Origin of the sequence: Bradyrhizobium sp. HKCCYLRH3073 (genome assembly GCF_051167995.1) — a bacterium.
GTDB lineage: Bacteria > Pseudomonadota > Alphaproteobacteria > Rhizobiales > Xanthobacteraceae > Bradyrhizobium.
The window spans coordinates 97,779-123,477 of sequence record NZ_JBNPUD010000009.1 but is presented as its reverse complement, the minus strand read 5'-3'; the positions used below and the strand labels follow the sequence as shown (position 1 = coordinate 123,477).

Annotated in this window: 25 protein-coding genes and 1 pseudogene; 10 read left to right on the top strand and 16 right to left on the bottom strand. The window is 61.7% G+C overall.

Annotated features, from left to right (window positions below; translation table 11 throughout):
* Positions 1-167: 167 nt before the first annotated feature.
* The gene (locus ACQR1X_RS21615) at positions 168-434 is read right to left on the bottom strand and encodes a hypothetical protein (RefSeq protein WP_315803580.1); all 267 of its coding nucleotides are present in this window, start codon (positions 432-434) and stop codon (positions 168-170) included.
* A gap of 184 nt (positions 435-618) precedes the next feature.
* Positions 619-2,706: a molybdopterin oxidoreductase family protein gene (locus ACQR1X_RS21610; RefSeq protein ID WP_315803581.1), complete on the bottom strand. Its 2,088-nt coding sequence runs from the start codon at positions 2,704-2,706 to the stop codon at positions 619-621.
* 367 nt (positions 2,707-3,073) lie between these two features.
* Here ACQR1X_RS21610 and ACQR1X_RS21605 point away from each other — a divergent pair, with 367 nt between their 5' ends.
* From ACQR1X_RS21605 to ACQR1X_RS21595, 3 genes are read left to right on the top strand one after another with little or no spacing between them, the layout of a single operon-like run.
* Positions 3,074-3,760, top strand: a complete 687-nt coding sequence (locus tag ACQR1X_RS21605; RefSeq protein ID WP_409997950.1) for a GntR family transcriptional regulator — start codon at positions 3,074-3,076, stop codon at positions 3,758-3,760.
* Between the two features lie 55 nt (positions 3,761-3,815).
* A complete protein-coding gene (locus ACQR1X_RS21600) occupies positions 3,816-4,814 on the top strand; it encodes a TRAP transporter substrate-binding protein (protein WP_315803583.1) in 999 nt (332 codons plus the stop codon).
* Positions 4,815-4,873: 59 nt separating this feature from the next.
* Positions 4,874-5,302: a TRAP transporter large permease subunit gene (locus ACQR1X_RS21595; RefSeq protein ID WP_315803584.1), complete on the top strand. Its 429-nt coding sequence runs from the start codon at positions 4,874-4,876 to the stop codon at positions 5,300-5,302.
* Here ACQR1X_RS21595 and ACQR1X_RS21590 read toward each other — a convergent pair.
* Both ACQR1X_RS21590 and ACQR1X_RS21585 read right to left on the bottom strand, forming a co-directional pair.
* Positions 5,284-6,015: a Crp/Fnr family transcriptional regulator gene (locus ACQR1X_RS21590; protein WP_315803585.1), complete on the bottom strand. Its 732-nt coding sequence runs from the start codon at positions 6,013-6,015 to the stop codon at positions 5,284-5,286. The two genes, ACQR1X_RS21595 and ACQR1X_RS21590, sit on opposite strands and share 19 nt — an antisense overlap.
* A 572-nt stretch (positions 6,016-6,587) precedes the next feature.
* Entirely contained in the window at positions 6,588-7,301 is a 714-nt protein-coding gene (locus tag ACQR1X_RS21585; RefSeq protein ID WP_315803586.1) for a helix-turn-helix domain-containing protein, read from the bottom strand.
* Positions 7,302-7,441: 140 nt separating this feature from the next.
* On the opposite strand from ACQR1X_RS21585, the gene ACQR1X_RS21580 reads away from it, so the two are divergent.
* On the top strand, positions 7,442-7,759 hold the full coding sequence (locus ACQR1X_RS21580; protein ID WP_315803587.1) for a c-type cytochrome: 318 nt from the start codon (positions 7,442-7,444) through the stop codon (positions 7,757-7,759).
* A 10-nt stretch (positions 7,760-7,769) separates the two neighbouring features.
* Here the strand turns inward: ACQR1X_RS21580 and ACQR1X_RS21575 are convergent, their stop codons facing one another.
* From ACQR1X_RS21575 to ACQR1X_RS21565, 3 genes are read right to left on the bottom strand one after another with little or no spacing between them, the layout of a single operon-like run.
* Positions 7,770-8,870 carry an ABC-type transport auxiliary lipoprotein family protein gene (locus ACQR1X_RS21575; RefSeq protein WP_316180045.1) on the bottom strand — a complete coding sequence of 367 codons (1,101 nt, stop codon included), beginning with the start codon at positions 8,868-8,870 and terminating at the stop codon, positions 7,770-7,772.
* A gap of 3 nt (positions 8,871-8,873) precedes the next feature.
* Positions 8,874-9,653 (bottom strand): ABC transporter ATP-binding protein, encoded by a 780-nt coding sequence (locus ACQR1X_RS21570; protein WP_315803589.1) that lies wholly within the window; start codon positions 9,651-9,653, stop codon positions 8,874-8,876.
* A gap of 2 nt (positions 9,654-9,655) precedes the next feature.
* Entirely contained in the window at positions 9,656-10,792 is a 1,137-nt protein-coding gene (locus ACQR1X_RS21565; RefSeq protein ID WP_315803590.1) for an MlaE family ABC transporter permease, read from the bottom strand.
* A 161-nt stretch (positions 10,793-10,953) separates the two neighbouring features.
* Between ACQR1X_RS21565 and ACQR1X_RS21560 the strand changes: the two genes are divergently transcribed.
* Together ACQR1X_RS21560 and ACQR1X_RS21555 are read left to right on the top strand one after the other, a co-directional pair.
* On the top strand, positions 10,954-11,223 hold the full coding sequence (locus ACQR1X_RS21560) for a hypothetical protein (protein ID WP_315803591.1): 270 nt from the start codon (positions 10,954-10,956) through the stop codon (positions 11,221-11,223).
* Complete coding sequence (locus tag ACQR1X_RS21555) at positions 11,224-11,730, top strand: phage holin family protein (RefSeq protein ID WP_434872603.1); 507 nt, start codon at positions 11,224-11,226, stop codon at positions 11,728-11,730.
* 38 nt (positions 11,731-11,768) lie between these two features.
* On the opposite strand, the gene ACQR1X_RS21550 is transcribed toward ACQR1X_RS21555, so the two are convergent.
* Positions 11,769-14,462 carry a bifunctional acetate--CoA ligase family protein/GNAT family N-acetyltransferase gene (locus tag ACQR1X_RS21550; protein ID WP_316180043.1) on the bottom strand — a complete coding sequence of 898 codons (2,694 nt, stop codon included), beginning with the start codon at positions 14,460-14,462 and terminating at the stop codon, positions 11,769-11,771.
* Between the two features lie 250 nt (positions 14,463-14,712).
* Between ACQR1X_RS21550 and ACQR1X_RS21545 the strand changes: the two genes are divergently transcribed.
* On the top strand, positions 14,713-15,702 hold the full coding sequence (locus tag ACQR1X_RS21545; protein WP_315803594.1) for a zinc-dependent alcohol dehydrogenase family protein: 990 nt from the start codon (positions 14,713-14,715) through the stop codon (positions 15,700-15,702).
* Positions 15,703-15,724: 22 nt separating this feature from the next.
* Positions 15,725-17,269, top strand: a complete 1,545-nt coding sequence (locus ACQR1X_RS21540) for an AAA family ATPase (RefSeq protein ID WP_434899517.1) — start codon at positions 15,725-15,727, stop codon at positions 17,267-17,269.
* 40 nt (positions 17,270-17,309) lie between these two features.
* Here the strand turns inward: ACQR1X_RS21540 and ACQR1X_RS21535 are convergent, their stop codons facing one another.
* Both ACQR1X_RS21535 and ACQR1X_RS21530 read right to left on the bottom strand, forming a co-directional pair.
* Positions 17,310-18,983: a PHA/PHB synthase family protein gene (locus ACQR1X_RS21535; RefSeq protein WP_434880468.1), complete on the bottom strand. Its 1,674-nt coding sequence runs from the start codon at positions 18,981-18,983 to the stop codon at positions 17,310-17,312.
* A gap of 206 nt (positions 18,984-19,189) precedes the next feature.
* Positions 19,190-19,552 (bottom strand): hypothetical protein, encoded by a 363-nt coding sequence (locus tag ACQR1X_RS21530; protein ID WP_315803596.1) that lies wholly within the window; start codon positions 19,550-19,552, stop codon positions 19,190-19,192.
* A gap of 162 nt (positions 19,553-19,714) precedes the next feature.
* On the opposite strand from ACQR1X_RS21530, the gene ACQR1X_RS21525 reads away from it, so the two are divergent.
* Entirely contained in the window at positions 19,715-20,443 is a 729-nt protein-coding gene (locus tag ACQR1X_RS21525) for a CBS domain-containing protein (RefSeq protein ID WP_315753506.1), read from the top strand.
* 53 nt (positions 20,444-20,496) lie between these two features.
* On the opposite strand, the gene ACQR1X_RS21520 is transcribed toward ACQR1X_RS21525, so the two are convergent.
* The 5 genes and pseudogenes from ACQR1X_RS21520 to ACQR1X_RS21500 all read right to left on the bottom strand — a co-directional run bounded on the left by ACQR1X_RS21520 (position 20,497) and on the right by ACQR1X_RS21500 (position 24,035).
* On the bottom strand, positions 20,497-21,759 hold the full coding sequence (locus ACQR1X_RS21520) for a CaiB/BaiF CoA transferase family protein (RefSeq protein WP_316180037.1): 1,263 nt from the start codon (positions 21,757-21,759) through the stop codon (positions 20,497-20,499).
* A 192-nt stretch (positions 21,760-21,951) separates the two neighbouring features.
* Positions 21,952-22,413, bottom strand: a complete 462-nt coding sequence (locus ACQR1X_RS21515) for a GNAT family N-acetyltransferase (protein ID WP_316180036.1) — start codon at positions 22,411-22,413, stop codon at positions 21,952-21,954.
* Between the two features lie 412 nt (positions 22,414-22,825).
* Positions 22,826-23,350: pseudogene (locus ACQR1X_RS21510) on the bottom strand (phage terminase large subunit); the annotation flags it as partial.
* Between the two features lie 258 nt (positions 23,351-23,608).
* Entirely contained in the window at positions 23,609-23,872 is a 264-nt protein-coding gene (locus tag ACQR1X_RS21505; RefSeq protein WP_316216954.1) for a hypothetical protein, read from the bottom strand.
* Between the two features lie 40 nt (positions 23,873-23,912).
* Complete coding sequence (locus tag ACQR1X_RS21500) at positions 23,913-24,035, bottom strand: hypothetical protein (RefSeq protein ID WP_316180034.1); 123 nt, start codon at positions 24,033-24,035, stop codon at positions 23,913-23,915.
* Between the two features lie 501 nt (positions 24,036-24,536).
* Here ACQR1X_RS21500 and ACQR1X_RS21495 point away from each other — a divergent pair.
* Entirely contained in the window at positions 24,537-24,722 is a 186-nt protein-coding gene (locus ACQR1X_RS21495; RefSeq protein WP_315803600.1) for a hypothetical protein, read from the top strand.
* A gap of 12 nt (positions 24,723-24,734) precedes the next feature.
* Here the strand turns inward: ACQR1X_RS21495 and ACQR1X_RS21490 are convergent, their stop codons facing one another.
* On the bottom strand, positions 24,735-25,670 hold the full coding sequence (locus ACQR1X_RS21490) for a hypothetical protein (protein WP_434837758.1): 936 nt from the start codon (positions 25,668-25,670) through the stop codon (positions 24,735-24,737).
* Positions 25,671-25,699 lie beyond the last annotated feature (29 nt).

Below are 25,699 nucleotides of genomic sequence, written 5' to 3'. Positions count from 1 at the left end.
GGTCATGCGGTTAGGCGTTCTGTTGTTGGTCGCCGACCAGGACGGAAAATAGCGCGAAGGTCGTGTGCAAAAGGCTTATCCAGACCGATGGCAACGGGACGGAGGGGGTGGGACGCGAGGACATGGTGACCGCTTCGTTGCGCATCAGATCGGGATTTGAGACGAGGTCAGGTCAGTTCGCTCAGGTAGTGGAAGCAGCCGAACAGGCCGCCACGGCGCAGCCGGTGCCCTTCGCGCCCGGCGGCACGAAACAGACGTTGTCCCGCCAGCCGCCTCGTTCGCCGCGCAGCCAGCAGACCGGCAACATCACAAGCATTTGCGATCCGCTCGACGCGCGCCGTCAAAAGGTGAGACGCGAACCGCGCGAGACCGTTCAGTCCTGTCGGCGCATTGGTCGAAAAAAAATGGGGAGCGCGAGAGTCGAGAACCTGCATGAGACTTCTCCATATTTTGAGCAACGCTCAAAATATATATCGCACTTTTGAGCGGCGCTCAAGAAGAGAATGTGAAACGTCAAGAAGGGTAAAATGATCCTGCGAGCCCCGCCTCTCCGGGTGAGGGGCGAATAAGGCCCTCGAATCAGAAGGGATTTTCGATAACTCGGCTTGCCCCAGTGGGTCAGCCTGCCGATTTGCGCAGCCAGACCTTGTTGTCGTGGAAGGCCGCGCCCCCGATCGGGGCGACGGTGTCGGCGGCGGTGAGCACGTTGATGCCGCGTCCCCCGACATGGGCGCGATTGGGATGGATCGATTCGGCGATCAACACTCCGCGCCGGACTCCGTCGAACAGCCGGGCCGCAAGCGAGGTCTGTCCGCGCTCATTGCCGAGCGTGACGATGTCGCCGTCGACGATGCCGAGCGGGGCTGCATCCAGCGGATGGATCATGACGGAGGGGGCCCCTTCCCGCGCCTGCGACGATGGCGTCTCGTTGAAGGAGGTGTTGAGGAACGAGCGTGCGGGACTGGTTGCAAGCCGGAACGGATGCTGCTGATCGACCTCTTCGGTCACCGCCCAATGGTCGGGCAATGACGGCATGCGCTCCGGATTGCCCATGACGCGTCCGAATGGCGGATGAGCCCAGTCGGCCTTGAAGTGGAATTTGCCGTCCCTGTGCGCGAAGCCGTCGAGATAGTGCGACGTGCGGAAGTCCGGCTGAAGGTCACGCCAGACATCGGCCTCGAGCCCGGCGATATCGCCATGGCCGCTCTTCTTCAACGTCGCATCGATCAGCTCGCGCGGCGACATCTCGAAGCCCGGATGCACAGCCCGCAGCCGCCGCGCCAGGCCTTGCAGCACCTCGTGGTTGGAGCGGCACTCACCCGGTGGATCAATCAGCTTCGGTCCGACCGAGATGTGCTGATGGCCGCCGCCGTAATAGAGATCGTCATGCTCCATGAACATCGTGGCGGGCAGCACGATGTCCGCCATCTGCGCCGTCTCGGTCATGAACTGCTCGTGGACGGCGACGAAAAGGTCTTCGCGCGCAAATCCGTTGCGAACCAGCTCCTGCTCGGGCGCCACCGTCATCGGGTTGGTGTTCTGGATCAGCATCGCCTTGACTGGCGGGCCTCCACAGAGGGCCACCGCGTCTCCCGTCAGGATGCGCCCGATCTGGGACTGATCGAGGAAGCGGGTGGAATGATCCACGGCGTCATGGCCCTCGATGATCGACTCATCGAAGTGCCAAAGCGCGGCGTTGTTGAAGAAGGCCCCGCCTCCTTCGTACTGCCAGGCGCCCGTCACCGCGGGAATGCAGGATGCCGCATGCATCTGCGTGGCACCGTTCCTGCTACGGGTGAAGCCGTAACCCAGCCGGAAGAAGGTGCGCTTCGTCTCTCCGACCAGACGGGCGAACGCCTCGATCTCGGCCACGGGAACGCCAGAGATTTGCGATGCCCATTGCGGCGTCCGCGTCTGCAGATGCGCTTCGAGTTCCGCAGGGCAGTCCGTGTACTTCTCCATATAGGCGCGGTCGGCAAAGCCGTCGCGAAACAGCACGTGCATCACGCCGCAGGCAAAGGCGCCGTCGGTGCCCGGGCGCAGGATGATCTTGATGTCGGCCTGCTTCATCGTCTCATTGTCGTAGACATCGATCGCGGCGATCTTGGCGCCCCGCTCTTTTCGGGCGCGCGCGGCATGAGTCATGACATTGACCTGCGTGTTCACCGGGTTCGTGCCCCAGATCACGACCAGGTCCGAGAGCGCCATTTCCCGCGGATCGACGCCGGCGATCTTCCCGGTGCCGATGGCAAAGCCGATACGCGCGACATTGGCGCAGATCGTCGAGTAGAATCGCGAATACTTCTTCACATGGGTGAGACGATTGAGGCCGTCGCGCATCACGAGACCCATCGTGCCCGCGTAATAATACGGCCATACCGACTGAGCGCCAAAATCCCGCTCCGCCTGGAGAAACCGCTCCGCGATCTCGTCCAATGCCTCGTCCCAGGAGATGCGTGCAAAATGCCCTGATCCTTTCGGACCGACGCGACGCATCGGATGCATCAGCCTTTCAGGATGATGAATCCGCTCGGCATATCTCGCGACCTTGGCGCAAACCACGCCAGCCGTATAGGTCTGCCGTTTCGAGCCGCGAACGCGGCCGATCGTCTTCCGATCGAGCACTTCGACGTCGAGCGCGCAGGCGGACGGACAATCGTGCGGGCAGGTGGAATGGCGGATATCGACGCGGGTCTGCTGGTTCATGCCCGATTGGTAGCATCAAAGAATGCATCCGCCGAGAGCATTCGCGAGGCATTCGCATGAACAAGATTCGTACGTGTCTGCATCACCGCAGATCTGGTTCTGGACGCGCACAAGTCGCCGCCGACGACGGCTGATCCGCCGTTAGGGGCGAGATGAAGACGGCAAGAAAAGACGATAGGCTTTGTTGCGCGCTCGTGTTTGCTGCCTGCGACGGTCTACATCGCAGCGCACCATCACGAGCCCTCAGCTGACGGCAATTTCAATTGCAAAGCGATTTTCATATATTAATATATCAGGTGAGGAAACGAAAATGTCCGGTCGCCCCCCGAGGAAATTGGCCGCAGCGCCACGGCCCGTGGTGGCCCGCATGCGCCGCAATGGTCGACCCCGCGGCGCGACAGCAGCGTCACGCATCTACACCGATCTCAGGTCGGAACTCGTGTCGCTCGTGCGCCTGCCGGGCGAACCGATTTCGGAAGCGCAGATCGCGACGGCCTATGGCGTCAGCAGGACACCGGTCCGCGAGGCCATTCTGAAGCTCTCGGACGAAGGGCTGGTCGAGATCTTTCCGCAGTCCGGCATCTTCGTCTCGCGCATTCCGGTCGCAGCACTCCCCGAGACCATCATCATCCGAAAGTCTCTCGAAGAGACCACCGCACGGCTGGCGGCCGAGCATGCAACATCGAGCCAGTTGCTCAACCTGCATGCGACCCTCGAACGTCAGCGCGAGGCCTGCGCCGCAAAGGATCGCGAAGCCTTCCACCAGGCCGACGAGATGTTTCACGCTGGCATCGCCGAGGTCGCCGGCTATCCCGGTATCTGGAAGCTGATCGTTCAGGTCAAGGTTCACGTCGACCGCTATCGCCGCCTGACCTTGCCGCAGATCGGACGGATGGCCGAAGTGATCGCAGAGCACGAACCAATCCTTCAGGCCATCGAACGGCGCGATCCGGATCGTGCCCGGGCTGCCATGGCGAGTCATCTGGAACGCCTGCTCGACGACATCTCTGAAATTCAGACCAAGAATCCAGAGTATTTCGATCAACCAAGCTAGCGAGATGATCGCATCGAACCTTGCGGCGACACGATCACTTCGGCGGAGAGACGCCATGAAAAGACGCGATTTCATCAGACTGAGCGTGGGCTTTGCGGGCGTTGCAACGCTGCCGCCGATCTCGGCCGCCCTTGCGCAATCGAAGGCGGTGTTCAAGGCATCCGACGTTCAGCCGCCGGGGTATCCGACGGTTGCAGCAACAGAAAACCTCGGCAAGAAGCTTGCGGCGGCCACCAGCGGCAGGCTGTCGATCCAGATGTATCCGTCCGCTCAGCTCGGCGGCGAGAAAGAGACCATCGAGCAGACCCAGATCGGGGCGATCCAGATGCTGCGGGTCAGCGCCGGCGCGCTCGGCCCGATCGTCGATGACGTCAACGTCGTCAACATGCCCTTCCTGTTCAAGAGCATCGAACATTCGGAAAAGATGATGGACGGTCCGATCGGTCAGGACCTTCTGGACCGCGTCAGCGCCAATGCCAGCGCAAATCTCGTCGCACTCTGCTGGATGAATTCGGGTGCGCGCAGCATCTACAATACCAAGAAGCCCATCAGGACGGTGGAGGACGTGAAGGGGCTGAAGATTCGCGTGATCGGCAATCCCATCTTCATCGACATGATGAACGCGCTCGGCGGCAACGGCGTCGCGATGGGGTACGATCAGGTCTTCAGCGCGCTGCAGACCGGCGTGATCGACGGGGCCGAGAACAATCTACCGAGCTACGTCTTCAGCAGTCACTACACGGCCGCGAAGTACTATTCGCTCACCCAGCATCTCGTCATTCCAGAAGTCCTCGCGTTCTCGAAGCGCGCCTGGGCGAACCTGTCGACCGACGACCAGACCTTGATCAAGAAGTTCGCACGCGAAGCACAGATGGAGGAACGCGAACTCTGGAAGGTCTACGAGCGGGAAGCGATGGAGAAGGCCAGGGCCGCCGGCTCCGAAATCGTCGAAATCGCCGACAAGGCGCCGTTCCAGAAGGCCGTAAAGCCGGTCTGGGACAAATACGGTCCGAAGCACCAAGAACTGATTAAGCGCATTCAGGACATCGCGTAGACCGCGCGCTCGGTTCGGACGATCGGGAGGCTTACGATGGCCGGACTCCATCTCCGGCGATGGATGCGCTGCATCTCGCCTGCGTCATCGCGGGCGTGACGGCGCTCGTGCTGATCTCAGCCCTCATCCTTTGGGCGGTCTTCACGCGCCTACGTCCTGAACAGCGCGACCTTCTGGCCCGAACCGATGGCCGTCCTGTTGTACTGGCGCCACCAAGCCACAACGCCGTCCTGTACTCGCGCGCGACCGGTGGGGCGTTCTCGATCAGCGCGCTGCTCATGGCGGGTATATTCCCGGGACTGCTGCTCGGCTTCTCGCGGATCCTGCTCTGTACCGTGTTCGCCTATCGCGAAGACCATCCCCACAGCCGGCAGGTTCCAGCCAAGGATGCGGTCAAGATCACGATCGATCGCTGGCCGGATGCGGCCATCATCGGTTCAGCAGGACGCCGGAAAATGCCTCTCGGCCCCTACTCGTCCTCGTCTTGACCGGTCTCTGCCAATCCGCGTAGCGGCTCGGGATTCAGAAGAACGATCGCCCCGTGCTCGAGGCGGACCCAGTCCCGCGCGGCCCACGCACGCAATTGCTTGTTGATGCTCTCCCGCGTCATGCCGACCATTTCGCTGATCTCCTGCTGAGTGATGGCAATGGTGCGGCTCGCGGCATCCAGCTTGCGCTTGTCGGTCAGGCCGAGCAGTGCACTGGCAAGGCGGCGAGGAAGATCCTGAAGGATGACCTGCTCGACCTGGTCGCTGGTCCAGCGCAGCCGATCGCAAAGCAGCTCGATGAATTTCATTGCCAGCACCGGTTGGCTCTTCACGAACGGCAGGAATTCGCGCCGATCGATGACCAGTATCTCGCAATTCGTGTTGGCCGTTGCATCGGCTGTGCGTTCTCGTCCGTCGAGCACGGCGACCTCGCCGAATATCTCACCCGCGCTGATCAGGTTCAGGATGGCATTGCGGCCGTCGGGCGACGAGACACTGATTTTGACGGTGCCACTGATCACGGCATATAAGCTCGAGCCAGGATCGCCTTTTGAGAAGATGGTTGCACCGCGCTTGAGCGATGTCGGCTTGGCGTAGCGGCAGAGCTGATCGACCGCATCAGCCTCGAGCTCACGAAAAATCGGATGCTGACGCAGCACCGACAGTTTGCCGTTATTGGTAGGTCGGACGCTCGCCCGCTTTTCCTCAGTCACACCGCATCTCCCAGGCGTCCGAATACCGCCGCCCAAGGGAAATGTCCAAAGCTGGTGGCCAAGGCCCCGCGGATATCAGGGGACTATGGACACGCCTACAGCCACCAGCAAAAACGATCCCTCGGACTTGCGACCACCGATCCTCGATTTCATTGCATCTCGGAATACGGCAGATCGGCGGATTGTCCAGGAAAATGCGGCGAACGCTCAACGGCGAAGCCATGTGCCAATCGACGCCGGAGGCGTTTACGCCGCCGGGACGGGCCCTGCATACATTGTGCAACGCGTGAGAGTCGTCCAGCCGCCCCGTCGGACCGGCAGCGCTACTCTTCTGAGCGCAAGATGCCGCAGCCCAAGGGCAGCCTGTACCTCACACCCGATGCCTTGTCTGTGAATCAGCCCAAAGCAGGACCGCAGCGAACCCGACAAAAACCCCCACAACTGCAAAGCTGACCATCATAGCGTCCAGCGGCATGTCTCTCTCCCCCTGTTCGAGTTTGAGACACAGTTCCCTATCGGCTGCGCGACAGTCCTTGATCCAGATCAATGCAATACGGATTTCGCCCGCGATGTCAGGCAGCAGCCATTGCTTCAGCTCGCGCCGAGTCCCGAAGCGAGACGCCCCCGGGCAGGATCGCGATGATGCCCTCCCGTTCGAGCTTCGTGAACGTTCGACTGACGGTCTCGATGGTGAGCCCGAGATAGTCGGCGATATCCTGCCGACTCATCGGCAACGGTACCATGTTAGAGGCCCCCCGAAGCTCCACCAGCCGATCCCTCCAGCCAACGAGGAATGTCGCGACCTTCTCCTCGGCTGATCGGCGTCCGAGAAGTACCATGTGATCACGCGCCTGATTCAGCTCCTGCACGGCCAGTTCGTTCATCCGGCGCAGCAGATTCGGCTTGTCCTCGGCAAAGCGTCCGAACGGTCCCTTCGCGAACTGGCAGACGGTGACGGGACCGATCGCGTCAGCCGAAAATCCGTGCCGTTCCTCCGTCGTCATGCCGACGAAGTCGCCGGGCAGCGCAAATCCGACGATCTGCCTGCGTCCGTCGGGGAGAAGCTTGTAGAGCCTCATGACCCCATCCAATAAATTGTAGAAGCAGGACGATGTATCTTCTTGCGCGAAAACCGTCTCGCAGGTCGCAAAATGGGCTCGGCGGCTGAGGTGCTCGAATTCGCGCATCTCAAACTGGTCGAGCGACGCACAGACACTGAATCCCCGCACGGCACAATCGGCACAGGCCTGCCCGTGGAAATCGATTGCAACAAGAGACGTCTTCATACGAGGGCTCCGGTGGGCCAAGCGCAAAGCGAATGGTTGCATTCTAACGGACGCTCGAAGTTCCGATTGATTCAAATCAAACGAACCAACAATCCGGGCCCTATCGTGGCCGCCACTCCCAACACCAATGGATATCGTGAATGCAGCGGCTTGTTCTGTGCCACCTTCTCGCCGCCACGATGTTGGCGACACCGTCATACGCAGCGTCGACAGCAGAGCAACGCGGACAGGCTTTCGCGAAGGCCCACTGCGCACGATGTCACGCCATCGGTCGAACGGGAGAGAGCCCCTTCGAACCGGCCCCTCCGTTCCGCAGCCTACATCTCCGCTACCCGATCGAATCGTTGGGCGAAGCGCTCGCGGAGGGGATCATGACTGGTCACCCGGCCATGCCCCAGTTCCAGCTCGCGCCGCCGCAGATCCACGATCTGCTCTCGTATTTGAAGAGCTTGGAATAGCCCCGTCGATTCAGAGCGCCTGTATCGTCCAGGTCAAAATCGATTTGGCGATCCGGCCGAAGGCCTCGTCGAAGGCGGACACGGCATCAGCAGGATCAAGCCGGGCAACGGGCTGGTTTTCGTCAAACAGCCGAGACGCGATGGCCTTGCCGTTCTTGTCGACGAGGCGAGCCGACAGGCCGATCTCCACCGCGGCGGTATCGGCATTGATCCGGAAACGGCGGACATCAATCAGCAGCTGAAAATCCGGCTGGCCCAGATCGGATGTCCGCAGCGGAGCGTGGGCCACATCGTAATTCTCGAAGGCATCGATCAGACGTGATTGCAACAACTTGGGGATGCTGTCAGCCCACAGGAAATCACCGAACCCCGGGTAATCCTTTGTTGGCGTGAATAGCATGCGCTGAGTCTGCAGCATCGCCACGGCCGTGGGCTCAGGTATCGCAAGCTGCCCCTTGATGGTCTTGTTGACCGGCCCCAGTTCTCGCGGCGCGCTCAGATCATAGGTGACTTTCTGTGCTGGAGCACCGCCTCCCGTCATTTTCTCCAGACCCGAGACGATTCCATCGAGCTTGCCGGTATTCCGCGCAAGGCCGTCTGAGAATGTCTTGAGGTTGGCGATCGTATCTTTGAGCGGCCCTGCATTCTCCGCAAGAACTGCATCGACACGCCGCAGGGCGTCCCGGGCGGCCTGCGTCATGCTTTGTCCGGCGCCCGGTTCTGCAATCAAGGTCGATACGGCACTCGCCGCTCCTGCCGACGCGCCACCCTCCAGCGCGATCACCGGCACTCCTGTCAGCCCCTGAAATTCCAACCCTACTTTGGTGTCGGCGCGCACGGGAGTCGTCGACGCCACGGAAATCGTTGCGTTGACCCGACGCGGATCGTTCGCCGCCAGACCGAGCTCGGTCACCTCGCCGACCCGGATTCCATTGAACAGAACGGCAGCCCCGACCAGCAGGCCGGGCACCGAGCCCTCGAACTGCACGTGATAGGTCGTGCGAGGACCGAGTCCTCCGGTGTTGTTGAGCCAGTAAACGAAGCCAAAGATTGCGACGATGGCCGCCAGCACGAAGCCGCCGATGACAGCGAAGGGTGCACGGGTTTCCATCTTTCAACTCGCTTTTGGTTGCAGCATCTGGGATCGCTTGCCGTGAAAATAGGCTTTGACCCATGGATGTTCTGATCGGAGGAGGTCGCTCATAGGACCAATCGCCACGATCCTGCCATCGGCCAACGCAGCGACACGGTCGCAGACCGTGTTGAGGCTGGCGAGGTCATGGGTCACCATAAACACCGTCAATCCCAACGTCAGCTGGAGCGTCTTGATCAGGGCATCGAAGTCGCCGGCGGAAATCGGATCGAGGCCGGAGGTCGGCTCGTCAAGAAATACGATCGCCGGATCGAGAGCGAGGGCGCGCGCCAGCGCCGCGCGCTTCGTCATGCCACCGGATAGCTCGGCTGGGAATTTATCACCGTCCTCTGCGCGAAGGCCGACCATTTCGAGCTTGGCTATCGCGATCTCATCCATCAACTCCTGCGACATCTGCAGGCTCTCGCGCAGCGGAAACTGAACGTTCTGCTTGACCGTCAGTGACGAGAACAGAGCTCCCTGCTGGAACAGAATTCCCCAGCGCTTCGCTGCCGCCTGCGTCGTCCGCTCCTCGGCGCTCCCAAGGGTTGTCCCCATGACCTCGATAGACCCGCTGCGCCGAGGAATGAGCCCGATGATCGTCCGCATCAGGACGGATTTTCCGCCGCCTGACGCGCCTACCAACCCGAGAATCTCACCGCGACGAACGTCGAGCGAAAGATCGTTCAGAACGAGCTGCCGGCCGAACCCGACAACGAGATCGGTCACGCGGATCGCGCTGGACACGCCAAGATCATCCATTGCTACATTCCAATGGACGCAAAGAACACGGCGAAAAGACCATCGAGCACGATGACCAGGAAAATGGACTTCACCACGGATGTCGTAGTCTGTTGCCCCAGCGATTCGGCACTACCTTTCACACGAAGTCCCTCACTGCAGGCGACAATGCCGATCACCAAGGCCATGAACGGCGCCTTCAATATTCCCACTTCGAAGTGCGTCACCGAGATGGCATCGTGTAGCCGGGCGATGAAGATTGCCGGTCCCATGCCGCCATAGAGCTGGGCCACCAGCCCTCCTCCATACAGGCCAGCCATCGAGCCAATGAAGGCGAGAATTGGCAAGGTCAAGATCAACGCAACGATACGGGGCAGGATCAGCACCTCGACAGGATCAAGTCCCATCGTCACCAGCGCATCGATCTCCTCGCGCATCTTCATCGATCCAAGCTCGGCCGTGTAGGCGCTTCCCGACCGTCCTGCCACCATGATCGCGACGATCAGAACGCCAAGCTCGCGCAGGACCAGAATTCCGACCATGTCGACGACGTAAGACTCGGCACCGAAACGTCGAAAATGGAAGATCCCCTGCTGGGCAATGATGGCGCCGATCAGGAAAGTGATCAACACCACGATTGGAATGGCCTGCCATCCGATGCGGTACATCTGATAGACGAGGGAGGTCACGCGCAGAGATCGCGGCCGGCGCAGCGTCCGCAGCAGCGCAAAGAACAGCGCGGCCAACATGTCCAGAAACACCTTGATATCCTGGGCGGCCCCCAGACTCGAACGACCGAGGTCGGTGAGTTTGGCAAGGATCGGGTTCAGTCTCGGTGCCGGCGCGACGGCTCGTCGATTGACCTGCCGGACCTCCTCGACGAGGCCGATGTAGTTTTCTGCCACCCCGGTCGTCTCGACCCGCCGACCGCCAACAGCAGCCCGGCGGCCGAGCTTCTCAAGCAACCAAGCACCCACGGTATCGATTTCGCTGACGGCTCCAAGATCAAGCTTCACCGCAGTCGCGCTGTTGATGCTGTTGCCGACAGAGCTGGTCAAGCTCTCGAGCTCTGCCACGTTCAGGGACACCCATGATCCGCTCGGACGAAGCTCGAGCACATCCTCCGTCGTCGCGGCGGTCAGTCCCGGATGAGCACGCAATTGGATGTCTCCCTCAGTCGGCGTGCCGAGGCACACCCGTTCCTAAATCGCGCCGATCTGCCTCGCTTGATCTGCGTCAATCCCGTCAGCGCAACGGGTTGAGCGAAATCAAGCATCGTGCCGAGCTACGTTCTACAGTGATTTTGACCCGAGGACAAAACATGGCCATCGACCCGACGACGCTCCGGACCGAGTTGGAGAGCCTGACGCGCGAGCTAAGCCAGCTGTTGCGGGGCGCGGGTGCGCCGCGTGACAACCCGGACGCGCAACCAGCTGCCGGAATGCTCGCTGCAGCGATCGAGGGGCTAGACATGCGTCTAAGTGAGACCGACGTTCAGGTGGAGCGGATGATCAGGGATCGTCCGATCGCGGCGACAGCTTCGGCCTTCGCCTTCGGGCTCGCGGTTGGCCTCCTGCTGCGGAGAACTTAAGTGGATACCGAAAATGTCGTTAAACATTTGCGCCTTCTCTGGCGGACGGACCGGGTCATTGCCGACATCAGGCTCCGGCATCTGCTCGTCGGACTCGGCCTCCGGGCCTTTGCGGCGCTGATCGCCGTCTTTGGCCTCCTGATGTTCGAGCTGGCGGCCTACCTTGCGTTGGTCCAGATCACCTCTGCGGTCGTGGCAGCCGCAGCACTCGGAGCCTGCAATATCGCGATTGCGGCGATCCTCCTGATCATCGCATCCCGTGCACCGTCCGGCCGGGAACTCGAACTAGCCAACGAGATTCACTCCTCGGCGATGGACTCGCTGCAGTTGGAAGCACGAGCTTTGCAGTCCCGGATCTCGAGCGTGGTCAACCATCCGATCAACAGCCTCATTCCGCTGCTCATCGTTCCCATTGCGACGATGATCATCAGAACTCTCCGCTCGCATGGCGCCTCCGAAGGCGAGGCGGCGAGGCCACCGTCCAATGACGACCACCATCCGACCTGAACCGATGGATCCGGTGAGAGGACACCAAACACCTAAGCTTAGAGCCTGAGTTTGACATTGCAAAGGTCGCGCTCGGTTGGATCGGTTCTGACCTCGAAACCGAGGTTCCTACACATCTCCAGCATGACGACATTCTCCTGCAGGACGTCACCGGAGATCATCTTCAGGCCCTCCGACTTGGCATATTCGATGATCAGCTGCATCAATGCCCAGCCGAGTCCGCGTCCCTTGAGATCCGACCGCAACAGGATTGCGTACTCCCCGCTCTCGTAAACCGAGTCGGAGTGAATCCTCACGACGCCGACCAGTTCGTTTGTCGCTTCATCGAGCGCCACAAAAGCCATCGCGCGCGCATAGTCGAGCTGCGTCAGGCGCGCGATGAACTCGTGCGTGAACTCCTTCATGGGGGCAAAGAATCGAAGACGCAGGTCTTCCGGAGTGACATGCTTGAGGAACTCATGAATGGTTGGCTCATCCTCGGGTCGGATCGGCCGCGCAAGGATCCGCCAGCCGTCCTTGACCTGGAGATGCCGTTCCCATTGGCTGGGATAGGGCCGAACGGCGAAATTCGACGGACCAGAGCCTTTGAATTTCGGCGGAACCCTGCCGACGGCGACGCGCGCATCGACGGCCATGACGCCGCTCTCGTCGGCGAGCAGCGGATTGATATCGAGTTCGCGAATCTCGGGAACGTCTGCTGCAAGCTGCGCAAGCTTGACCAGCACCAGTGCGACTGCATCGGGCTTGACCGCGGGGACATCACGATAAGCGCGCAGCAATCGTGAGACGCGCGTCCGCTCGATGAGGTTTCGCGCCAGATGGAGATCGAGCGGAGGCAGACCGAGCGCCTTGTCGTTGATGATCTCGACGGCGGTACCGCCCCTGCCGAACACGATCACGGTTCCGAAGATCGGATCGTCGGCAATGCCCATGATCAGCTCCCGCGCCTTGGCGCGGACGATCATGGCTTGCACGATCACGCCGGAAATCCGTGCGTCGGGCCGAAGGGCCTTCGCGCGGGCCATGATCTCGTTCGCCGCGTTACGCACGGCCTCGGCCGTGGTGAGATTGAGCACGACACCGCCGACGTCGGATTTGTGAATGATATCTCTCGACAGAATCTTGAGAACGACAGTTGTGCCTTGAGCGAACAACTGTTCCGCATACCCGACCGCCTCGTCGACCGACGACGCAGCGAACGTCGGCACCATCGCAATATCGTAAGCCTCCAGCAGGCGACTGATCTCGACCGGATCGAGCCAGGTCCGCCCGTCGGCGAGGGCTGTCGCTATAATTCCGCGGGCTGCGTCGACGTCGGGCGCAAAAGAGCTCGGCATGGCCGGCGGGACAGCGGCAAGCGATTCGACCACCTCCCGATGACGAACGAGATGCATGAAGCCGCGAACGGCATCATCCTCGGTTGGATAGTTCGGAATTCCTGCCCCGCTCAAGGTCTCGATGACCGGCTGCTCCGCGCCGACCCATGCCGCCAGAACCGGCTTTGCCCAGCGCCGGTGCTGCTTTCGATAGGTACTGACGAACTCGGTGACAGCCGTGGCGATGGCGCTCGCGGATGCAATCGCGGTCTGAACATTCATGACGAGAATTGCATCGTTGGCTTGATCGGCGAGCAGCGCTTCGAGCGCGAGCGTGTAGCGTGCGGCATCGGCATCGCCGACGATGTCGACCGGGTTGGATCCGGACCAGGTCGGCGGCAGGATGGCGTCAAGTTTGTCGTGTACGACCGGCGAAAGTGCGGCAGGCACGCCTCCGAGCTCGACCAGTCGATCCACGGCGAGCACGCCGATCCCGCCGCCATTCGTGAGAATGGCGAGCCTCTTGCCCATGGGCGACTCCACCCGCCCCAGCGTTTCGGCGCAGTCGAACAACTCGCGCAGATCGGAGACCCGCAGAACGCCGGCCCGGCGAAAAGCCGCATCATAGACGGCATCGGCTCCCGCCAGCGCGCCCGTATGTGTCGCCGCAGCTTGCGCACCGACGGCACCGCGGCCCGACTTTACGACCACAACCGGCTTGACCCTTGCCGCCCCTCGCGCCGCGGACATGAACTTTCGCGCGTCCTTGACGGCTTCGATGTAGAGCAGGATCGCGCGGGTCCCACCGTCCAACGCGAAGTGGTCCAGAAGATCTGCGAGATCGACGTCCAACTGATCGCCGATCGAGACGATTCCAGAAAACCCAACACCGCGCTGAGCAGCCCAATCTACCATCCCCGCCGCGATAGCGCCGGACTGGGAAATGAGCGCCAAGCTTCCTGCAACCGGCATGTGTGCCGAAAAGCTCGCATTGAGCTTGATGGTAGGCATCATGATTCCGAGACAGTTCGGCCCGATGAGACGCATGCCGTATTTCTGCGCCGCCTTCTCGGCCTGGTCGGCGAGCGACCCCTCTCCGTGCCCGAGACCCGAGGTAATGATCAAAGCCCCTGCCGTCCCCAACGCGCCTGCGCGATGAATGAGATCCGGGATCGAAGGGGGGGGCGTCGTGATCACCACCAGTTCCGGCACAAACGCCAGTTCGGCGAGGCTGCCAACGGCTGCGATATTGGATATTTCCCGATAGCGAGAATTGACCAGGCCAAGCTTGCCCTCGAACCGCGCCTTGACGATATTGTCGAGAATGGCCTTCCCTACCGAGTTCGGTCGCGGACTTCCTCCGATCAGAGCGATGGAGCGTGGCAAAAGCAGGTTCCGCATTCGGTAGGTCGACATTTGCACGTCCAACATCAGTCGGTGAAAGGCGGGTGAATCCCGGAGACTGATCTTAGTTTCAATCCGCAGCCGGTCTAGCGCGACTTATCATCCCAGCATGGTGACGGATGCAACCCCGCTCCGTTCCCTGACTGCGCCTGCCGGTTCTGCTCGGTAGGCCGCAGTATTCGGACCAAGTCCTTGATGAGCATCAAACGATTGCCGGGCTGATTATCTTATTACCCTGCAAATTCGTCCGGGAGGCTCTCCGATGCGAGCGATGGTTCTGCGAAAGCCTGGAGCGCCTCTGCAGCCCGAGACACTCGCGGACCCCGATCCTGGTCCCGGTGAGATCCGGGTCAAGATCAGGGCATGCGGCGTGTGTCGCACTGACCTGCATGTGTACGACGGTGAGCTTCCCGACATCCGGTATCCGCTCATCCCCGGACACGAGATCGTCGGTCATGTCGATCAGATTGGTCCTGGTGTGACGACGCACAGGCTCGGCGAACGCGTCGGAATTCCATGGCTGGGGCATACATGCGGCCATTGCGCGTTCTGCGCACGTGGTATGGAAAATCTCTGCGACCAGCCGACGTTTACCGGCTATACGCGCGATGGCGGCTATGCGACCCACACCGTCGTCGACGCAAATTATGCATTCCCGCTCGATGGTCTGGAGGATGACATCGCCACCGCACCTCTGTTGTGCGCCGGCCTGATCGGCTGGCGATCCCTGGTCATGGCAGGGGAAGCCGAGAGGCTTGGCATCTACGGATTCGGCGCGGCCGGTCACATCGTTGCCCAGGTGGCCCGCTGGCAGGGGCGTCAGATCTATGCGTTCACCCGCGAGCACGACGAGGCTGCGCAGGATCTGGCTCGCCAACTTGGCGCCACATGGGCCGGAGCGGCGGGCCAGCGTCCCGATGTTGCTCTGGACGCGGCCATCATCTACGCGCCAGCTGGCGAGCTTGTTCCGGCCGCTCTGCGGGCTGTTCGGAAGGGTGGCCGGGTGGTCTGCGCAGGTATCCATATGAGCGACATTCCGACGTTTCCCTATTCCCTTCTCTGGGGAGAACGCCAAGTGGTGTCCGTCGCCAACCTGACGCGACAGGACGGTCTCGATTTCCTGCAGGTCGCGCAGCAGGCTCAGATACGGACCCATACGACGCCCTATCCGCTGTCCGACGCAAATGACGTTCTGGCCCGCCTGAGGCGGGGTGACGTCGTCGGCGCGGCGGTGCTTATCCCGGACTTTTGAAGTGAATGTGGTAACCCCGCCCATGGCATCACCATCCGATCAGGAACTGGTCTTCTCCTTCTTGGGCAATACCACCCGACATCCAGGTGTCCGCCGGATCGACACGCACGCGGCTTCAGTGTTTCTGATCGGCGACCGCGCTCTGAAGATCAAGCGCGCCGTTCGGCTGCCATTTCTGGACTATTCGACGCTCGATTGGCGCAAGGCAGCGTGCGCGAAGGAAATGGAGATGAATCACCCGTTTGCTCCAGACATCTATCGGCGTGTCGTCGCCATCACCAAGGCGCCAGACGGATCATTCGAAGTCGATGGATCCGGCACTCCGGTCGAATATGCCGTCGAGATGCGTCGCTTCGATGACAGCCGGACACTCGATCACCTCGCTCGCCACCAGCAATTGGAGATCGGCTTGGGCGAACGTCTGGCGGAGACGATCGCGGCGTCGCATGCCGTGGCCACCCGGATGCCGTCCAACGCGTGGACGCAGTCGCTTCCAGTCTGGATCGACGCGTTCGTCGCCAGCTTTCGAAACGTCCCACTATTTGACGCTACGCAGATCGAAGAACTCCGCGCTCTTTGCCACTCGGCCTTCACACGGCTCTGTCCCCTGCTCGAGCAACGCGCAAAAGAGGGGCACGTGAAGCGCTGCCACGGCGACCTCCATCTCGCAAATATCGTTCTCATCGACGACAAGCCGGTGCTGTTTGACGCCATCGAGTTCGACGACCGGATAGCCACGATCGACGTCCTCTACGATCTCGCGTTTCCATTGATGGACCTCTTGCACTTCGGGCAGTCGATCGCCGCCAACCATCTCTTGAATCGCTACCTCTCGATCGCTGCGCCCGACCAGACCGGTGGATTGGCTGCTCTGCCTCTGTTCATGGCGATCCGGGCCGCTATCCGTGCGCAAGTCTTTCTTGCAAGGCTCGACCGCAGTGATGCCGAACACTCGGAGGCAGACCGCTCTGCGACCATCGGGATCGCAGAGAGCTACTTCCAACTTGCGCGCAGCCTCATTCGGCCGGCGGAGCCGAGGGTGGTCGCCGTCGGCGGATTATCGGGAACGGGAAAATCTGCGCTCGCCCGGGCTCTGGCTCCCCTCTTGGCTCCTCCACCGGGAGCAATCGTGTTGCGCAGCGACGTGCTGCGCAAGCAACTATCCGGCGTGAAGGAAACCGAACGCCTCCCAGCTGCGGCCTATACGCCGGCATCGAGTGCACGGGTCTATCGAGAGTTGACGACGCAGGCCGGCCGCGTGCTCTCACAAGGCTTCACGGTGATCGTCGACGCCGTGTTTGCACGTTCGGATGAACGACAGGCGATCCATGATCTCGCGAACCGGCTGAAGTTGCCCTTTGCCGGTCTCTTCCTCGTCGCAGATTTGCGCAGCCGGCAGGAGCGGATCCACCATCGAGTCGACGATGCATCCGATGCAACGGTTGGAATTGCCGAAGATCAGGAACGCTACGACATCGGCGCCCTGGATTGGCTCCGGGTGGATGCGTCGGGCACGGCCGAGACGACACTGGAACGAAGCCGATCATTGCTCCGGATCGGCACCTGAGTCCGGTGGAATAACGCTGCCTGACCGCCACAAGCGGCGACTACGTGTGCACGTAGTCGCCCGGCGCGTCTCCGAGATCATTTGAACGATCTGCCCCGAGTTGCGGCGGCGCGCCCGGTGCACCCGACTGCTGTCCAAGCCATGCCGTCCACGCCGGCCACCATGACCCCTCCAGTTTTGGCGAGGTGCTCTGCCACTCGTCCGGCCCGAGATATGGCGCGTCGGCTGCCTTGGTCCGCATCTGATGGGAGCGCCCCTGCTCGCCCGGCGGCGCCACGATGCCGGCATTGTGGCCGCCGCTCGCGAGCACGAAAGTGACGTCGGCATCAACTTCGTAGTGGACCTTGTAAGTCGACTTCCAGGGCGCAACGTGATCACGCAGGGTCCCGACCACGAACATCGGCGTGTGGATGTCCGAGAGCGAAACGGGTTTCCCCTCGACCCGATATCGCCCCTCGGCGAGATCGTTGTTCAGGAACAGCTTGCGCAGATACTCGGAGTGCATCCGATACGGCAGCCGCGTCGCATCTGCGTTCCATGCCATCAAGTCGCTCGGATTCGCGCGCTCACCGAGAAGATAGTCGCGCGAGACACGCGACCAGATCAGATCGTTGGAGCGCAGCAATTGAAATGCGCCCGCCATCTGCGTGGTGTCGAGATATCCACGCTCCCACATCATGTCTTCGAGAAAGGCGACCTGGCTTTCATTGATGAAGAGCGTCAGCTCTCCCGCTTCGGTGAAATCGGTCTGGGCCGCAAACAGCGTGATCGTCTTCAGACGCTGGTCACCGTCCCGTGCCATGGCCGCCGCCGTGATCGAAAGAAGCGTTCCGCCGAGACAATAGCCTGCGGCATGAACCGGCGTATTCGGAATGATCGTTCCGATCATCTCCAGGGCCGCCATGACGCCCAGCGAGCGGTAGTCGTCAAACGCAAGATCCCGGTCTTCCGCGCCGGGGTTTCGCCAGGAGATCATGAAAACCGTAAAGCCTTGGTCGGTCAGGTATCGGACCAGCGAATTGTGCGGCGATAGATCCAGGATGTAATATTTCATGATCCAAGCCGGTACGATCAGGACCGGCTCTGGTCGCACCTTCTCGGTCGTCGGCAGGTATTGAATCAGCTCAATCAACTGATTGCGAAGCACAACCTTGCCCGGTGCGGTCGCGACGGTCTTGCCGGCGACGAACTCACCATTGCTCGATATCTTTCCGGGCTGCATTACCTGCATGATATCGGCGAGCCAGTTCTGCCAGCCGAAGATCAGGTTCTCTCCACCGCTTTGAAACGTCTTTTCCAAGACTTCCGGGTTGGTCGCGGCAAAGTTCGATGGTGCGAAGATGTCGAGCAGTTGACGAATTGAAAAGTCGACGACGGCTTCGTTGGCGGGGTCGACACCACGAATGCCGGTCGTCGCCTTGTGCCACCAATCTTCCCCGAGCAGGAACGCCTGGGCGAACAAGTTGAACGGGTACGTCGCCCATTGCGGCGTGGAAAAGCGATGATCGTTCGCCTGCGGTTTGATCAGGTCCCAAGGACCACGATTCGGGTCTGCAAAATGCAGGGACCGTTCAGCGACCTGCTTTGCGCCGTACCAGGCATCTCGAACGATTTCGATCTGGCGCTGAGGTGCTGCGGCCAGATGACAAGCCCAATCCAGATACGCCATTGATAGAGCGGCCGGGGAAATTCCGCCGGTGAGCCGAGCCAGCATCGCGCTGAAGGCCTTGTCCAGCTCGTGATCCTCGCGTCGAAGCTCGCCGGAACTCGCGTCGGCTTCGCGGGAGAGCAACTTTGCGTCGGATGCGGCGAGCGCAGCAGCCGGCTTCAAAGAGGTCCCTGCAGAGACAACGGCACTGCTTCGGTCGTTGTCGGTCGTTCCTTCGCGTTCCCGTTCGGGACGCGACACACCCGCACTCTTCAGTTTCGCCACCGTTGCCCCATAAGATTCACGCTGGCATCAATCAGGCGCTGCCCGTGTTTGAAAAGTCGATCGCAATCACGCCTGACGAAATCAATCTGATGCCGTCCACATTCCTGAACCATCGCCTGGATTCCCGTCACGGAATGCACGCCGGCCAGCTTCGACACGAACTCGGCCAGCAGATGCGTCTCCGTACGCGCGCGATCCAACACTTCGTTGCTGGCAAACAGAATCTCCTCCATGATGATCTGCTGGGAGCCAACGAGCAGCTCAAGTGCGTGCTTGTTGGAGAGAGCGACACGTTCGGACAGTTCGGCCGTTTCGTCGGCCAGGATCTTGGTCCCGGAGAACTCGGACATGGGCACCTCTCCTCTCGCTAGATCAGAAGGCCGTATAGCTGCAATTCAAAGCCAAGACCTTGAGCTGCGTCAATGACGGCGGCGGCACCTGCTTTGACCTGCGTCAATTCAAGACCGTGGCAGCGGGTTACTTTTTCTTAGCTTTTGACATTGGAGTTCGCCATGCGCGCCCATCAGATCATGACCCGCCCCGTCATCACCGTCACCCCTGACACTTCCATCGTGGATGCGGCAAATATCATGCTTCAACGGCACGTCAGCGGCCTTCCAGTGGTCGATCCCGGCGGAAAGCTGGTGGGCGTCGTCTCGGAAGGCGATTTCATCCGCCGAACGGAGATCGGCACCGGGCGAAAGCGCGGCCGCTGGCTGCGATTCATTCTCGGGCCCGGAAAGTCGGCGGCCGACTTCGTCCACGAGCATGGTCGCAAAGTGTCAGAGGTGATGACCAAGTCTCCCTTGACGATCACCGAGGACGCCGCGCTGGCTGAGATCGTGGAACTGATGGAAAAGAACCACGTGAAGCGGTTGCCCGTGGTCAAGGGAGACCGAGTGATCGGCATCGTGTCACGGGCGAACCTGCTGCAAGCGGTCGCCGCGCTCGGGCGGCAGGTTCCGGATCCAACGGCCGACGACGATCACATCCGCAACCGCGTGATCGACGCCCTCGAGAAGAACGACTGGTGCCCGTTCGGATTGTCCGTCATCGTTAAGGACGGCATCGTTCATCTGAGCGGCGTCATTACCGAGGAGCGGTCGCGGCAGGCGGCAATCGTTGCCACCGAGAACATCTCTGGCGTCAAGAAGGTGCATGATCATCTGTGCTGGGTCGACACCATGTCGGGCATGTATCTGAACTCACCGGAAGACGATGAAATGGCCAAAGCCGGCTGATGGCTGCTGAGGACGCTGCCGCTCCTCCGTGTCCGGCAACAGTGACGATGCCCTCAGGCTCCCGGATTATTGCGTCCGAACGTCCCTACCCGACGCAGGGCTTCGATCTCCTGCTCGGTGTACCCAAGCCTGTGGCGCAGGATTGCGGCCGTATGCTCACCGAGCCGCGGCGCCGCCGTCGGCTCGACGGTTGGTGTGAGCTTCATGGTGATTGCAGGCTCGACGTTGGGTATCGAGCCTGCTGTCGGGTGCGGAATACGACAGGTGCGGTCGCGCATCCGGACCTCGGCCGCGTTGAACGCCTGCTCGACCGTTCGAACGCGTCCAACCGGAACTCCAGCCTGGTTCATCCGGGATATCCAGACATCCATCCGTTCCGTGGCAAGGATGTCGGCGATGAGGCCGCGCAGTTGCGCACGGTTGACCCATCTCGCCCTTCGCGTGGCAAAGCGAGGATCGCTCAGGAGATCCGGACGACCAAGCACCTCAGTCGACAGCCGGCGGTAGAGCCGATCGTTGGCACATGCGATGTAGAGCGGGCCATCTGACGCTTCAAAGACGCCGACCGTCGGAGAGTCGTTCGGCGAATTTCCCGTTCGCGTGGGGTTCACGCCATTCATCAAATACGCCATTCCGGAGAAGCCTGTCATCGCCAACGCGATGTCAAACAGCGCCACCTCGACGTGCTGCCCGCGACCGAGCCGCTGCCGGGCGGCAAGTGCCAACAGGATGGCATTGCAGGCGGACATGCCGGTGGCCAGATCAACGATCGGAGGACCGGTCCGCACCGGCGGACCGTCGGCGAAACCGTTGAGGGACATGAACCCGCTTTCGGCCTGGGTGATCGGATCGAACCCTGATCGCCACGCGAATGGACCGGAGCGTCCGTAAGCCGAGATCGAGCAATAGATCAGCCCGGGATTGGTGCTGGACAATGCCTGATAGTCCAGCCCGAACTTCTCCATGACGGACGACGAGAAATTCTCCACGACGATGTCGGCCTTGGCGATCAGCGCACGCGCGACGTCTCTGGCCTGCGGGATCGTGAGATCCAACACCATGCCGCGCTTGTTCCGATTGAGGCTGAGGAACGCAGCGCTCTCTCCGCCGAGCTCGGCGTGCTCGTATGCCCGGGTATCGTCCCCCGTGAGCGGCTGCTCGATCTTGATCACCTCGGCGCCGAAATCGGCCAGCGTCTGTGTGCACGCGGGCCCTGCGACGACACGTGTGAAGTCGATCACCAGCAGACCAGCCAGCGCGGTCGGCGCGTCAGGCGACCGTGGCGCACGCTCTGGCAGGGTGACCTCGGCCGGCATCCCAGAGTCCTTCCCGCGGCTTTGATCGTCTGAAGCGATCTTCCATTCACTGCCGGGCGCGGCTTGCCTCCAACGTCCGACAACGCATGGTTAGCTCAACGGCGGCCGCAAAAAAAGCCTGGGTCGGAGCTGTCGAGCCAGCCTAGTTCTGCTGCAGCGCAATGCAATCTGCATAAGTCGTCGGTCGACAGCTCACCGCCGGATCATCTTGCGCCAATAAAGCGAGTTCCCCCAGGCCCAGGGCCGGCCCGGTTGGAACAACACATATCCGCACCGAATGAAATTGTTCGCGGAAACGATGTTGCAGGTCGTGTCCGAAACGATGCAATCCAGTCCCGAGCGGCGCGCGCGCAGCTCGATCGCACGCATCAGCCGCCGCTGCAGGCCGTAACCACACCGCTCTTGGAGAACACCAACCCTCGAAAGGTAGGCGATGCCTTTGCCGAGGGATGACGGCGTCATTCCGGCGAAGGCAACGGGCCGTCCGAGCTCGGTCGATATCCACCATTGTCCGCTCTCGAAATCAGGCAGAGGCGCGCAATCGAGGAATGTGCGCGCATGGAGCTCCTTCAAGGTGTCGAGAACGTCAGGCTCGCAAGCGTCGACCTCCCTGATGCGGAAGCGGCGGTCTCGCCGTAAGGTCCTGGCTGGCACGGCATTACCTTCCGAGCACGACTTTGATGCCGAGCCAGATCGCGCCGATCAGACCTGTCGCGATGACCGTGATGACGGCCTTGAACGTGTAGCTCTGAGCCTGCTCCACGCTCTTGCGCCAGCGCCGCAGGTGCTGGAAATCGGCTCTCAGCTCGTTGCCGACCCACTGCGCGATCCAGATCGTGAAGGCGTCGGCCGTGGCGCCGGCGCCCCCGATATCCACGAAGGCGCGCAACGGCAGCAGCGGATCCGCCGCCACCCTGCCGATCCGCCCGTCGCGCTTCGCTTGCGCCAGCAGATCGGCGAAATAGGCTCCTTCGAACGCGCGCACGTAGTCGCCCTCCCAAATGTGCTCGTAGCGATCCGGATAGAGCGCAAGGTCGAGCCGCCGCTCTTCCTCCAGCACCGCCGGAAGCCACGGGTTGTCGCGCCAATTCGCCTTGACCACGACCGCCCCATCCGGCTTGCGGCTGCGCAGGAAGTCGTCGACGGCATCCGACTTGCGGCGCGGATTCCAGCTCGCCCACAGCTCCGAGCGCGGCGCGCGGATCGTCGGCCGCAGCAGCGACAGCGAGCGCGCGCTCAGGGTCTGTGCCTCGTCGATCCAGGCGATGCGGAATCCCTCCAGCGACTTGATCGACTCCGCCGTGTGATCCTGCATCCCGCGAAAGATGATGAGCCCATCGCCCGGCGTCGCGATGCGATCGCTGAACGGCCGGAAGCCCTGGCCGAGGCCCAGCGTTGCGATCTTGCCCTCGATCAGCCGCTTCGAGGATTGCGCCAGCGTCCGCTGCGCCTCGCGGATGCAGACCGCGAGCGTACCCCGCTCGGCCTGGCAGGTCTCGACCAGCAGTTCGCCGAAGAAGTGCGACTTGCCTGAGCCGCGCCCGCCGAACGCGCCCTTGTAGCGGGCCGGCGCGAGCAGCGGCTCGAACACTTTCGCGGTGGGAATCTTGAGGGTGGACAATGGAAGGCCTCGCAGCAGTCGGTCTGCAGTTCGGCGCGGTGGATCATCGCGCTCGCGACAGTGCAGGGATCAGATCAAGTTGTCGCCAAGACCCACGCCGCTCAGACAGCATGTTCGGTAAAGGCGCTCCCTAGACAGCCGCGCTCATGTGGCGATGACCATTTTCTTGAGAAGCTCTTTGGGCGATAAGATGCTCGGTGCCCGCGCTCTGTTCCGCAGCAATTGCCATCACTCATCCACCTGCTCCTCATCGTGCTCATCCGGATGCACGATGACCCGCTCGATGCGGTGGATCAGCTCCAGTGCACCGTCCTCGCCGTTCTGTAGCGCTTGAGGCGCTTTGCCCCAGCCGCGATCGAGGATGGCATTGGCGGCCGACACGCGGGCCGCATGGGTCGCCTTGGGCGAGCGCATCACACCGACCAGCGTGTTGATCGCCGTCTTGGTGTGGCTGCGCGCCATCGAGCGGATTTCAGTGATCGTCTTCGACATGGTCGCTTCCGGAATCTTGCAAAGTGGATTTGGAACGTGGTCACGACAGCGCATCGCCGGCGGCGATCGCGACGAGCCCTACCAGGGCGAGCGAAATCAGATAGACGGTCATCGTCCTGTCCCGATCGGTTGAAAACAGAAAGGCGCGGCGGATCGCGGCCAACGCGATCGCTTCGGGCGCGAACCTTATCCCTCACGTGAGGGACCGCTGCGGGCACGACGACGATCATCGTGCCCGCGACCACCCCGTTCGCGCGGGACGGTCAACATCCGGATGACTATGAGAGCACACGCTGCCGAACGGCAAAATGAGGTGATCCGGAAGCAGTCGCGCCAGCATCCCCGAACAGGAGCCCACCGCTGTTGGCGGGCTGCGGCCACCGCAATTTCGGAAATTTCGATGCTGACATTTTGTCAGTGATTTGCCCGACGTGTCAAATTTGATCGAAATGCGGCGATCGGGTTTTCCGATTTCGATAACCACCGCGCGAATTCCTTTCCTGAAACATAAAAAGCCCGCTGCCGACTGATCGGCGCGGGCTCTATGATTTTTTCGACGTTGGCAAAATGCGCCTGATTTGCCCGACGTGTCAAGCGCCCAAATGCGCGCCGATCATCAGTTCATTTCGCAGCTCGTCGGGCTGAGCCGGAAGGAGGTTTCTTGATGTATGTCGTCGCAGTCGTTCTGGCCGCCTTGTCCGCGCTGTTCTACGCGGCCGCGCAGCATCAGCTCGGATCGGTCGGTGCCGACGTCTGCAGCTACGGCAGCCTGTTCTGCGATAAGCCGCACTACATGATGACGGGTGCGCTGCTCGCGGGCCTCTGGGGCAAGTTCGTCAGCATGCGATAGCAGCGTCGACGATCAGTTCTTGATCGCGTAGAGCGGCGTTCGCACGGTCAGCTGATAGACCGGCTTCGGCGCCCATGCGATCTGCGCCGTGATGCCGAACAGGCGATTGTCGTCGTCATCCATGCGATCGAGATCGAGCCTGACCAGTGGCTGCGTGTAGGCCGCGATCGGCGCGAGGGCGAGCAGCTGCGCACCGCCGAACGACTGCAGCCCGACCCGCGCGGAGACCTTCCAGTTGTTGTCCCACTGATAGAAGCCGCCGACATAGCCGGCGGTGGTGTCGCCGATCCGCGCCAGAACGGTGTCGATCTCCGTGTGAGCATATTGGATGCCCGCCAGCCAGCCGCGCATCTCGTCGGGGTCGAGCGCGTATTTCGCCTCGACCACCGTATTGAACGACGTTGTCGCCAACGGCGAGTCCGGCACCGACCGCGTCAGCGTCGACTGCAGCGTCAAGGTCGGAAATGCGCCACCGTTCTGCTGATAGACATCGGCCTGGAAGCCGAGGAACCAACTCGTCACCGCGACGTCAGACCAACCGGACAGGCCGTTGTAGGACGCGCTGCCGGTGAAGCCGCCATAGAGCGAGAGCGCGTCGCCGAGATCCGCCGTGAGCGGAACGTCGACGCCGACGCCCTGGTTGGTCGGAACCGAGAGCTGCGGGCGTCCCGGCAAGGTTGGCCGGTCGAGCAGCTTGCGCAAGGTTGCGAGCTGGGACAGCGTTCCGAACAGCGAGGTGTCGCCGAGGCCCGTCGACAACGCAGCGCCGGGCAGATAGGCGTAGTTCGTGCGGAAATCGATATAGACGTTGGCAAGACCCGCCGGCTCATCCGCCTCATCGTCCTTGGCAAGGGCACTGCCGCTCATGACCAGTGCCGCGCCCGCGACAAGAGCAGATATCCGCCGCTGCGTCCGACCGCCGCGCAGCCGCCATTCCTCGTGTGCCATGAGACTTCCCCCAGCACCGAAAATACGCC

Bases quoted from the DNA above. Each gene is read 5' to 3' on its own strand.
- ACQR1X_RS21615 (WP_315803580.1), bottom strand. From the start codon at position 434: ATGCAGGTTCTCGACTCTCGCGCTCCCCATTTTTTTTCGACCAATGCG.
- ACQR1X_RS21610 (WP_315803581.1), bottom strand. From the start codon at position 2,706: ATGAACCAGCAGACCCGCGTCGATATCCGCCATTCCACCTGCCCGCAC.
- ACQR1X_RS21605 (WP_409997950.1), top strand. From the start codon at position 3,074: ATGCGCCGCAATGGTCGACCCCGCGGCGCGACAGCAGCGTCACGCATC.
- ACQR1X_RS21600 (WP_315803583.1), top strand. From the start codon at position 3,816: ATGAAAAGACGCGATTTCATCAGACTGAGCGTGGGCTTTGCGGGCGTT.
- ACQR1X_RS21595 (WP_315803584.1), top strand. From the start codon at position 4,874: ATGGATGCGCTGCATCTCGCCTGCGTCATCGCGGGCGTGACGGCGCTC.
- ACQR1X_RS21585 (WP_315803586.1), bottom strand. From the start codon at position 7,301: ATGAAGACGTCTCTTGTTGCAATCGATTTCCACGGGCAGGCCTGTGCC.
- ACQR1X_RS21580 (WP_315803587.1), top strand. From the start codon at position 7,442: ATGCAGCGGCTTGTTCTGTGCCACCTTCTCGCCGCCACGATGTTGGCG.
- ACQR1X_RS21575 (WP_316180045.1), bottom strand. From the start codon at position 8,870: ATGGAAACCCGTGCACCCTTCGCTGTCATCGGCGGCTTCGTGCTGGCG.
- ACQR1X_RS21570 (WP_315803589.1), bottom strand. From the start codon at position 9,653: ATGGATGATCTTGGCGTGTCCAGCGCGATCCGCGTGACCGATCTCGTT.
- ACQR1X_RS21560 (WP_315803591.1), top strand. From the start codon at position 10,954: ATGGCCATCGACCCGACGACGCTCCGGACCGAGTTGGAGAGCCTGACG.
- ACQR1X_RS21550 (WP_316180043.1), bottom strand. From the start codon at position 14,462: ATGTCGACCTACCGAATGCGGAACCTGCTTTTGCCACGCTCCATCGCT.
- ACQR1X_RS21545 (WP_315803594.1), top strand. From the start codon at position 14,713: ATGCGAGCGATGGTTCTGCGAAAGCCTGGAGCGCCTCTGCAGCCCGAG.
- ACQR1X_RS21540 (WP_434899517.1), top strand. From the start codon at position 15,725: ATGGCATCACCATCCGATCAGGAACTGGTCTTCTCCTTCTTGGGCAAT.
- ACQR1X_RS21535 (WP_434880468.1), bottom strand. From the start codon at position 18,983: ATGCTGGCTCGGCTCACCGGCGGAATTTCCCCGGCCGCTCTATCAATG.
- ACQR1X_RS21530 (WP_315803596.1), bottom strand. From the start codon at position 19,552: ATGTCCGAGTTCTCCGGGACCAAGATCCTGGCCGACGAAACGGCCGAA.
- ACQR1X_RS21525 (WP_315753506.1), top strand. From the start codon at position 19,715: ATGCGCGCCCATCAGATCATGACCCGCCCCGTCATCACCGTCACCCCT.
- ACQR1X_RS21520 (WP_316180037.1), bottom strand. From the start codon at position 21,759: ATGCCGGCCGAGGTCACCCTGCCAGAGCGTGCGCCACGGTCGCCTGAC.
- ACQR1X_RS21505 (WP_316216954.1), bottom strand. From the start codon at position 23,872: ATGTCGAAGACGATCACTGAAATCCGCTCGATGGCGCGCAGCCACACC.
- ACQR1X_RS21495 (WP_315803600.1), top strand. From the start codon at position 24,537: ATGTATGTCGTCGCAGTCGTTCTGGCCGCCTTGTCCGCGCTGTTCTAC.
- ACQR1X_RS21490 (WP_434837758.1), bottom strand. From the start codon at position 25,670: ATGGCACACGAGGAATGGCGGCTGCGCGGCGGTCGGACGCAGCGGCGG.